We start from the raw sequence: 349 nt of genomic DNA, 5'->3' as shown, positions 1-349 counted from the left end.
CAAGCGGTAAGGCACCGGTTTTTGATACCGGCATTCCCTGGTTCGAATCCAGGTACCCCAGCCAGTTTGTTCTGATGGTTTTGTGGCTTGTGTACGGACATTGGGATATCGCCAAGCGGTAAGGCACCGGTTTTTGATACCGGCATTCCCTGGTTCGAATCCAGGTATCCCAGCCAATCAGAATGTAGTATAGTTGTAACGCAGTAAAATTAGGCTACTTAGCTCAGCTGGTTAGAGCACAGCACTCATAATGCTGGGGTCACAGGTTCGATTCCCGTAGTAGCCACCAATTTTATTGGGGTGTCGCCAAGCGGTAAGGCACTGGTTTCTGATACCAGCATTCCGGGGT

Annotated in this window: 2 tRNA genes; both read left to right on the top strand. The window is 50.1% G+C overall.

Annotation, left to right across the window (positions count from 1 at the left end):
* The first annotated feature begins 101 nt into the window (after positions 1 to 101).
* Positions 102 to 176, top strand: a tRNA-Gln gene (locus tag QCD69_RS22525).
* 36 nt (positions 177 to 212) lie between these two features.
* Positions 213 to 289 (top strand) — tRNA-Met (locus QCD69_RS22520).
* Positions 290 to 349 lie beyond the last annotated feature (60 nt).

The organism is Erwinia sp. PsM31, assembly GCF_030433775.1.
GTDB classification, from domain to species: Bacteria; Pseudomonadota; Gammaproteobacteria; order Enterobacterales; family Enterobacteriaceae; genus Erwinia; species Erwinia aeris.
The sequence above is the reverse complement of the archived record's forward strand: the minus strand, read 5'-3'. Positions and strand labels throughout refer to the sequence as shown.